Below are 10,014 nucleotides of genomic sequence, written 5' to 3'. Positions count from 1 at the left end.
ATAAAACAGGAGTTGTGAGGAGAGAATAGGGTTAAATTGCTAAAATGTTGGAGAGGTAACAAAAGGTTGTCCTTGTCATTTCGAACGTAGAGAGAAATCTATTTAAGGTACCCAAACCTTTCATGTCGTAGAGGTGAAAAGGACAAGTTTAGTTCTGATTTTTAGCTGATTTTGTTTTACGAGACCGGCAAAAAGTGCCCACTGAAAACTGAACACTGCCCACTGAACACTGCCTACTGAACACTGCTCACTGAAAACTGAACACTGCCTACTAAACACTGCCTACTGATCACTGCCCTCTGAACACTGAACACTAAATAGTCGGAAAAAGAAACAAAAATGGATAAAATTAGAATCACCGGTGTTCCGGAGCATTTCAATTATCCTTGGGTTAAGGTGGTTGAATCTCAGCCCTTTCTTCAGGAAGGCATTGAATTGGAGTGGATCAATGAACCTAAGGGTTCGGGTGCAATGAACAAAGCCATTCGTTCAGGAGAGACTGACCTGGCCATTATACTGACAGAAAGTTTTATCAAAGACAAAATAGAAGGCAATCCTGGTTTGATCATTGGATTGCATGTCACTTCACCTTTGGTATGGGGCATTCATTTACCTGCAAATTCACCTGTAAGTGAAATTCGTCAACTGGAAAAGCAGCAGTTTGTAATCAGCCGCTTTGGTTCAGGTTCACATTTGATGGCCTTTGTCTTGGCAAAAAGAGAAAAATGGAATCCTGAATTATTGGAATTTGAGGTAGTAGGAGATCTTGAAGGTGCCAAAAAAGCCTTGGGCGGCAAAGACAATAAGATTTTTTTATGGGAAAAATACACGACCAAACCACTTGTAGATAGTGGGACTTTCAAAAGAATTGGTGAAGTGCCGACACCATGGCCATGTTTTTCCATCGTTGCCCATCCCACAGCTTTGGATAAAAACCCTGAAATAATCAGGAGATTACGGGATCTTGTTTATAAGATGTCTAATGAATTATCCAAAAAAGAAGATTACGCTAAACAATTGAGCCAATATTACAAAATACAGGAGGAAGATATCAAAGCCTGGCTGAATCAAACCCAATGGTCAACAGATAATACGATTTCAATTAAAATGCTCGAGGAAACTATGGGAGTTTTATTGGAACTGGGCCTGATCGATAAACCAACCAAACCTGAAAAACTTTTGTTTACTCCACTGCTTGTTCTTGTTGAATAACCATTCGCTGAAGGTGTACAATTGCAGTGGTCCCTTCCCCTTTGATACTGTTGATGATTAATTTACCACCCATAAGATTCAAAAACTCCTTACAAAGGTTGAGACCTAAACCTGTTCCTTTTTCCTTTTCAGTTCCGACGCTTGATTCCAATAATGAAACCTGATCATTGAGTATGGTTTCCAGTTGGATTTCACTCATTCCCAAACCAAAGTCCTGGACTACCAATTTCAAAATATCATCCTCAATAGTGGTAAAAATATCAATCTTGGAGCCTTTGTTGGAAAATTTGATCGCATTGCTCACCAGATTTCTTACTACGATCTGCAACAGGTCCTTATCTACCAAAGCCTTTTCTTCCTGGTCTAAATTCAAATTGATGGAAATCTCCTTGGAAGCTGCCTGATGTTGCAATAAATCCAAACAGGGTCTGATAATTTTTCCCAGGTTAGTGGGGGACAACTGTACATTGAATCCCTCCATTTGGGACTTGGACCAGCTAAGTATATTGTCCATGGTTTCAAAAAGCCCATCCACGTTTCTTTTCAATATATGTGAAACCCCTTCAAATTCCTCTCTTGTAAGTCCGTGCGAATGCATGAGATCTAAGACCCCTTTCAATTGTGCCACAGGACTTTTGAGGTCATGTCCCAAAATGGAAAGCAACCTGTTCTTCATTTTATTGGACTCACAGAGTTCTTGGGATTTTAACTCCAGTTCCTTTTTTTGATTGTCAGTAATGGCTTTTTTGTATTTCAGTTCGTGATTGGCTTTTTTAAGTTTTTTATTGAAAATGTACAGCCATATCAACAAAAACAAACTGAGAACAACAAATCCCAATGCAACAAACACTGTCCTTCTGACAATTTGGATTTCCAGTTCTTTCAGGGAGTTTTCTATTTTCAGGTAATTGATTTCAGCCTCGGATTTTTCCACCTCAAACATTGCCTGTAGCAAAGACATCCTTTCCTCATCTATCACTTCCTCCATGCTGTCTTTCAATTCTGCAAAAGCCCTATGATACTGATAGGCCCGTGCGATATCTCCTACGGAATGATAGACTGTAGCCAGGACCTGATAAGTATTGACCAATTCTTCCTGGAAACCATTTTGCTCAGATATTTTCACCCCTTTTTCCAGATATTCAAGGGATTTAGGTGTATTCCCGGAAAGAAAGTATGCTTTGCCCAACCGATGGAAAATCGATGCCTCATAAGTCTTGAGCCTTTGGTGGGAAGCCACACCCAATGCAGATTCATAAGTATGAATAGCTGAATCCAATACGTTTTTCGCCAGGAAAATATCTCCTATTACCCTATGGGTGAAACTCGTGAAATACATCAAGCCTTTTCTTTTGTTAACATCCAAAGCTGTATTGGCATAATACAATGCTGAATCCAATTCCCCTACCTTGGAAAAATTCAAAGCAAGATTATTCAAACTCCTGATAGTCAAAAAAGGGTCCTCGATTTCAAGTGACATCTGATAAGCTTCCCTAAAGTTCCTAATGGCCTCAATATAATTCTTCCTTTGATAGTAAAGAGCACCCAAATTGTTGAGGGCCATTCCGACTTCCAATCTGTCATTGAATTTCAAACCTATCATATAAGCATCTTTGGAGTACTTAAAAGCCTTATCCCAAACTCCCAGCCTGCAATAAATCCATCCAAGGTTTTCCTTTGCTCTGCCAAGTTCAAGGCTGTCCGCTAATTGTATGGCCAATTCTTCGGCCTGAAGCCCCCATTTCAAACCCTGTTGGGTATCTTTTTCCCTGATCTGAAGTGTGAATTTGTTCAATGCTTTTAGTCTATCGGAATCAGTTGACTCCATCAACACCATCTTGCTTAAACTATCTATTTCCTGCAATTGGGCAAGTAAGCACAAAGAGGTAGATAAATTGAACAAAATAAAAAATAAAATCCTGCGCATAATTCTAAACTATGAATTTCGAAAAGATATTCAAGATGTTTTAAAAAAACTCAAAGGCAAACGTTTTATTTTCTTCACCGATTATTGCTTCTAAATGCAATTGGATCAGAAGGTGAAATGGGGTAATTGAGAACATAACCATCAGAATCAATGTCTCCCAACAACCGAAGCCCTGATACATGGGGTGCAGCCATAGAAGTTCCTGTTTCTAAACGATATCGATTACCGGCCCATGTGGATAGGACTGAAACTCCCGGAGCTCCAAATTGTATCGGTTCTCCATAATGTGAAAACCAAGCATATCTATCCCTTGAATCAAAGGCTGATACGGTGATGGTATATTTTCCTTTTACCCTTGCCGGGCTGAATGCAGTTGCCGGCAATCTTGAATTTCCTGAGGCGATGATCATCCAAATCCTTCTTTTTTCTGAAACTCTTAATACGGCTTCATCAAGTGCTGTACTGGAATCAAAACCTCCAAAACTCAGGTTTGCAACATCCCCGGGGATTCCTCTTACACCTACATGTTCTATACCTGCAATCATTCCGGAATAAGTATAATCAGCTCTGGGTCCAAAGAAAATTTTGACCGGCACCACTGTAACCCCTGGTACCACCCCTACTACACCGAAATTATTGTCCAACGCTCCAATTGTCCCGGCAACATGCGTACCATGCCCATGTTCGTCGTCCATATTCCAGTCTTTCCTTTTGGAATTATAGGCATCAAATCCTTTTTTGCTGTCCACATTCAGATCCGGATGATCCAATTGAATACCTGTATCAATTACAAATACACTGTTTCTTCCTGAATATGAAAAAGGTCCCCCTACCCTTTTGATGCCCCATGGCACCACTTGGGTATTAGGCCCCAAATCCTCGTTTACTTTAAATGGCGGTTTGTCCGAAGGTTTACCAAGGGTTCCCATTCTATCCTGCTCCACATATTTTACCCGTGGGTCATTTCGGACCATTTCCATCTTGGATTGATCCATCCTTGCGCAAAATCCTGTCAAAGCCATAGAATAAACCCTTTCGAGGTTATCCTCACTTATCTTGTATTGCTTAAACATACCATCTACCTCCCGGCGCATCAAGATCTGTGAACCTTCATAATCTTCTTCATCATACCTGAAGGAAAGTTGGTTTTCATGAAGCACAACAATGTACTGGTCTTCGATGGGTACGGTGCTGATGGATTCGAATAAATCCGGGTTGCCTACAGTGTCTAATTCCTGATGGTTTTGTTCTGAACAAGAGAAAAACAAGAGAATCAGGGAAGGCAACAAAAATGCTTTTAAAAATCGCTGTCTTTTCATAAAATAATTTGGGTGGTTAATTAAGCAGAAATATAAGTATTTTTCTTAAATCAATAGGGTTTTCCGGTTTAAGTTTATTTTTTTTCATAAAATCTTTTAAATCATTGAATCTATCCCCTGCCAAATCCTTCATTGCAGAGATATTTGTCTTTAGCTCAGTGGATTGCATCCCTTCGATAATAAGGTATTTAATGTCGTGTTTAAAAGTGTCATATTGGGGACCTGTATATCCATCCCTTACACCACTGGGTTTCACAAGAGTTTTGGAATGAACAGCAACATATTTCCCTTGGTTATTTTCAAATAAGATCTCGACTAACTGAGATTTTCCGGAAACAAACTCCATCCTGAAAAGCCTTTCATCCTCTCCCCCTGTTTTGATCCAGTTCCAGTTTTTCAGAGGCAATGGTTCGGAATCTTCTCCTCCGGTTTGGATATATACCGTATTGGTTTCCAGCAAAATATTAAAAGGAACCTGATCATGTACATTACCATTGCTCAAAGAAATATTTCCCATTGGCGGGATATCGAAAAGGAATGGCGTTCCCTTTACTCCATCACTTTTTGGGTTCAGTCTGAATGTTCCCATATGTCGATTTTCAGGGCTTTTGATGGTTTGAATTGCCTGGCTAAATGCAGAAAATGCCAACATCATCCCTATCAAAAAGAGCAATAAATATTTAAAGAGCTTCTGCATATTGGAGTCGGGATGATTATTCTTTTACAATTTACCAAAACAAATCACAATTAGAAAATGGGCTGTACTTCAATTATATATTTACTTTTGCAATATGAAAGAATCTATTTTGTCCTTAGCTCCCCAACACTGGGAAGAATACGAACTTATTGATACAGGTGGATTTGAAAAACTGGAGAGATTTGGAAAATATATCTTGAGCCGTCCCGAACCACAGGCCATCTGGGACAAAAGCATGAGTGAGGAAGAATGGAAAAATATGGCACACGCACATTTTTCAAAAGAGAAAAACAATCCAGAAAAAGGCCATTGGAATGAACTGGCAGATATACCCCACAACTGGCAGATCAACTACAATAATCCTGATGGGTTAAAGTTGAAACTCAATCTGGCCAGGACCTCTTTCAAGCATATCGGACTTTTTCCCGAGCAAGCTGTCAATTGGGATTATATTTCGGACACTTTAAAATCTTTCCCCGTAAAGAATCCCAAATTATTAAATCTCTTTGCCTATACAGGTGCTGCTTCGGTGGCCGGCAAAGCATGCGGTGCTGATGTAACGCATTTGGATTCCGTGAAGCAGGTAGTAACATGGTCCAAACACAATATGGAATCTTCAGGACAGGAAGGAATCCGATGGATCGTGGATGATGCCATGAAATTTATAAGAAGAGAGGTCAGGCGTGAAAACAAGTACCATGGAATTATCCTGGATCCACCCGCCTATGGGCGAGGCCCTGATGGTGAAAAATGGATCCTCGAAGAACAGATCAACGAAATGCTTAAACTCTGCGCAGAACTTCTTGATCCTTTCCACCACTTTCTGATTTTGAATATGTATTCCCTAAGCTTCAGTTCGATGATAGCTGCCAACTTGATTCATTCCAATTTTGGAGAAATAGAAAATGCCGAACACGGAGAGCTTTATTTAGTTGATAGATTCAAGAAGAACCTGCCTCTTGGAATTTTCTTTAGGTTTAGGAAAAAATGAACAACCGTCAACTCTTCCTTGCCCACCTCGCACAGACCACTGACTTTCCTTTGATGATCGAAATCGAGAGGGCTGAAGGGGTTTATATGTATGGGCCTGACGGAAAATCATATATAGATCTGATATCTGGAATTGGGGTCAGCAATGTTGGTCACAGGCACCCAAAAGTCCTGGAAGCTATACGTGAGCAATTGGATAAATATCTGCACCTGATGGTCTATGGAGAATTTGTCCAAAGTCCGCAGACGCTTTTGGCAAAAGCACTTTGCGAAACACTCCCCTCCCATTTGGATAATGTATATTTTGTCAATTCTGGTAGTGAGGCTGTAGAGGGAGCTTTGAAATTGGCCAAAAGATTTACCAACAGGCGTGAAATCATTTCCTGTGTCGATGCTTATCACGGTTCCTCCCATGGTTCACTTTCAGTCGGGGGAAATGAAATATTTAAAAGGGCTTACCGTCCACTTCTGCCCGGAATCAAAAATGTGGTTTACGGCTCTTTTCAACAACTGGAAGAAATCACTCAAAATACTGCCGCATTTATTGTAGAAACCATACAGGGAGAGGCCGGGATCAGAGTCGCCTGTTCCGATTATTTCCACGCTCTGAGAAAAAAATGTAATGAAACCGGAACCCTGTTGATTATGGACGAAATACAGGCCGGTTTTGGTAGAACAGGCAAATTTTGGGCTTTTGAACACTTTGGGATTGTACCGGATATTTTGGTCTGTGCAAAAGGAATGGGTGGTGGAATGCCAATTGGTGCTTTTATCGCCAACAAAGAGGTGATGGGTGCTTTTAAAAACAACCCTCTCTTGGGACATATCACGACTTTTGGAGGCCACCCGGTTTCGGCAGCCGCTTCCTTGGCAACTATCAAAGTGATACAGGAAGAAAAACTTTTGGATCAGGTAGAGAACAAAGCCAACCTTTTCAAAAAACTATTAGTCCACCCCAAAATCAAATTCATCCGAAACAAAGGCCTGATGATGGCGGTGGAGTTTGAATCATTTGATGTATTAAAACCCATTATCGACCGTGCAATAGAAAAAGGGGTCATCACTGATTGGTTTCTTTTCTGCGACGATGCCATGAGAATTGCTCCTCCTTTGGTGATTACAGAAGAGGAGATTGAGAAGGCTTGTAGGGTAATTTTGGATGCGGTGGAGGAAGGAGTGGGGTGATTTTGATGCTTATGCTGAATAATAGAGTAGGGGTTTTTCTTGACATTTCGACGGTAGGAGAAATCTTTTGCTCCGAATCAAGGTTGATAGACCTCTCCTGTCGTCGAGGTGACAAGGCAAAGTTTATTGGTATTTTGAATGTGGTTTTTGGTTGAAGTGTCACTGAGGGCTTTTCCTTGTCATTTCGATCCCGATGGCTATCGGGAGAGAAATCTAGAACTCTAAGTAGAAATTAGGTCCATAGACAATATTATCTTTCAAGCATTTTCCCCGTATTGTATTTTTTTCTTTAGATAATCGGAAATTTCCCGATTATTGCTTGACAAAAATTCAGGTTTCCTGACTTTTATTTGTTAAACTTATATTTTATCAAAATTCAATACCCAAACTAACCCTAATGAAAAAACTCTTCTTTGCCCTAATTATCCTTTTTTTTGTCATCATTGCCGGCTATCAGATTATCAAGTATCAATTCGGGCCAACCTATTCAGGTGAAATTGAAATCGCTGGTCTATCATCAGAAACCGAGGTATATTTTGATGATTACGGTGTTCCGCATATCTATGCGAAAAATGCAAAAGATGCCTATATGGCATTGGGTTATGTCCATGCGCAGGACAGGCTGTTTCAAATGGAGATGACGCGTCGGGTCGGAACGGGAACTTTGGCGGAACTATTGGGTGAAGATTTGCTGGAAGTCGATAAATTCTTCAGGACTTTAGGCTTGCCCAAACATACTGAATGGAGTACAGCTGAATGGAACAAGGCTGGGAATTCTGAATGGAAAACTGCCGCTGAGGCCTATGTCAAAGGTGTAAACCATTTTATACAAAACGGAAAACTTCCCATAGAATATACCCTTCTTGGTTCCAAACCAAGGGAGTTTACCATCAATGATATCCATGCCATTACCGGTTACATGTCTTTTACTTTTGCCATGGCATTGAAAACTGATCCTTTGGTAACGCATATGGCCAGAAAATTAGGACCTGAATACATGGAAGTCCTTTCAGTTCATACCCTGCCCGAACATCATTTTATCCCCAACAATTATCCTGAAAGGGATGAATACAGTGGTGAAATGTTTGTCAACGATAAACTTTCAGCTTTACTGGAGAAATTACCGGTTCCATTGTTGGAAGGTAGTAATGGATGGGTAATATCTGGCAGCCGGACAGCTTCAGGGGAAGTACTTTTCTCTAATGATACCCATATAGGTTTTTCACAACCTTCGGTATGGTACGAATCCCATATTGAATACCCCGGTTTTAGCTATTATGGCAATTATATTTCAGGTGTTCCCTTTGGATTTGTAGGACATAATAGTCATCATGCGATTGGCCTCACCATGTTTGAAAATGACGATCAGGATTTTTATGAAGAGAAATTAAATCCCAATAATCCCAACGAAACCATTTATGGTGATGAATTCAGGCCTTTGAAAATAAGAACAGAATCCATACCGGTTAAAGGTAAAGATCCTGTTGAAATCGAGATTAAAGAATCGGTCCATGGTCCCATCATGAATGAGGTTGTCCCCGAAATTGCGAAAATGACTGATAATCCTGTTGCCTCTTGGTGGGTTTATACCCTTGAACCAACAAGAGCATTGGAGGCCACCTACAAGATGGCACGTGCAAAAAGTATACAGGAAACTGAAAATGCCGTCCGGCTTATCCACGCACCCGGCCTCAATGTGATGTATGGGGACAAAGACGGAAACATTGCATGGTGGGCTGCTGCCAAACTTCCCAGAAGACCTGATCACATCAACAGCAAGATATTTTCAGATGGCAGCGATCCTGCCAATGATATCACCCAATGGATTCCATTCGAAGAAAATCCGATGAGCATCAATCCCCCGTCCGGCTTTGTGGCAACTTCCAACAATCAGCCTGATACCTTAAGCAATGGCATATTTTACCCTGGATACTACTACCCCGGCGATAGGTGGGTCAGGATTGCAAAAACCGTTACCTCAAGAAATGATTGGACCAAGGACAACATCAAAACCTTGCAATTGGAATCCATCAATGAAACCCAACCTATCAATCTTCAAAGCATGCTAGCTGCTTCCGACAAATCAGCTTTCGACGGCTTGGAATCAGCTCTCAGTGCCCTTGAATCCTGGGATGGCTATCATGAACTTGATGCCATTGTCCCCACCATTTATTACAAATGGCTTTACCATACCATGTATGGGATGATGGCAGATGAGTTGGGAGAGGATTATTTCAACGATTTTATCCGATCTTTTATGTATATCCGAAGTGCATCTAAGCTGATTCTTACAGAAGATTCTCCTTGGTGGGACAATGTTAACACCCCACAAAAAGAAAGTAGAAAAGAAATCATTCAGGCGGCTTTGGAAACAACCTTATCTGAACTTAAATCACAATTGGGTAACAATCCCGAAAAATGGCAATGGGAAAACGTGGTTATTCTGGAACATGCCCATCCTTTGGGTGCCAAAAAGCCTTTGGATAAAATATTCAATGTCAAAGCCCCTGCAGTAGCTGCCAATGAAGAAGCAGTCAATAAAATGGCATTTACCATCAATCCTGATGGGATCTATAAAGTCAATTCAGGCCCTGCACTTCGGGTAATCATCGATTTCTCCAATGTTTCCGCAGGAGAGTCCATCCTCCCCACCGGCCAAAGCGGCAATCTCTTTAGCCCCCACT

General features: G+C 40.9%; 7 protein-coding genes. 4 read left to right on the top strand and 3 right to left on the bottom strand.

Features of this window, described 5'->3' with window-relative positions; genetic code table 11:
* The first annotated feature begins 339 nt into the window (after nt 1-339).
* On the top strand, nt 340-1,212 hold the full coding sequence (locus ACEW8O_RS11355) for a substrate-binding domain-containing protein (RefSeq protein ID WP_373494748.1): 873 nt from the start codon (nt 340-342) through the stop codon (nt 1,210-1,212).
* Here ACEW8O_RS11355 and ACEW8O_RS11350 read toward each other — a convergent pair.
* The 3 genes from ACEW8O_RS11350 to ACEW8O_RS11340 all read right to left on the bottom strand — a co-directional run bounded on the left by ACEW8O_RS11350 (nt 1,184) and on the right by ACEW8O_RS11340 (nt 5,155).
* On the bottom strand, nt 1,184-3,139 hold the full coding sequence (locus ACEW8O_RS11350) for a tetratricopeptide repeat protein (RefSeq protein WP_373494747.1): 1,956 nt from the start codon (nt 3,137-3,139) through the stop codon (nt 1,184-1,186). The two genes, ACEW8O_RS11355 and ACEW8O_RS11350, sit on opposite strands and share 29 nt — an antisense overlap.
* Before the next feature lie 74 nt (nt 3,140-3,213).
* Nucleotides 3,214-4,458 carry a S8 family serine peptidase gene (locus ACEW8O_RS11345; protein ID WP_373494746.1) on the bottom strand — a complete coding sequence of 415 codons (1,245 nt, stop codon included), beginning with the start codon at nt 4,456-4,458 and terminating at the stop codon, nt 3,214-3,216.
* A gap of 16 nt (nt 4,459-4,474) precedes the next feature.
* On the bottom strand, nt 4,475-5,155 hold the full coding sequence (locus tag ACEW8O_RS11340; RefSeq protein WP_373494745.1) for a hypothetical protein: 681 nt from the start codon (nt 5,153-5,155) through the stop codon (nt 4,475-4,477).
* A 94-nt stretch (nt 5,156-5,249) separates the two neighbouring features.
* Here ACEW8O_RS11340 and ACEW8O_RS11335 point away from each other — a divergent pair, with 94 nt between their 5' ends.
* The 3 genes from ACEW8O_RS11335 to ACEW8O_RS11325 form a co-directional block, all read left to right on the top strand.
* Complete coding sequence (locus ACEW8O_RS11335) at nt 5,250-6,146, top strand: class I SAM-dependent methyltransferase (RefSeq protein ID WP_373494744.1); 897 nt, start codon at nt 5,250-5,252, stop codon at nt 6,144-6,146.
* Entirely contained in the window at nt 6,143-7,330 is a 1,188-nt protein-coding gene (locus tag ACEW8O_RS11330; protein WP_373494743.1) for an aspartate aminotransferase family protein, read from the top strand. The genes ACEW8O_RS11335 and ACEW8O_RS11330 overlap by 4 nt, the downstream gene beginning before the upstream one ends.
* A 397-nt stretch (nt 7,331-7,727) precedes the next feature.
* Nucleotides 7,728-10,014: penicillin acylase family protein (locus ACEW8O_RS11325; RefSeq protein WP_373494742.1), on the top strand; the 2,287-nt coding region annotated here is incomplete at its 3' end.

The sequence above is a fragment of the Aquiflexum sp. genome (genome assembly GCF_041749095.1).
In the GTDB taxonomy this organism is placed as follows: domain Bacteria; phylum Bacteroidota; class Bacteroidia; order Cytophagales; family Cyclobacteriaceae; genus Aquiflexum.
This window is presented reverse-complemented; position numbering and strand designations above follow the sequence as displayed.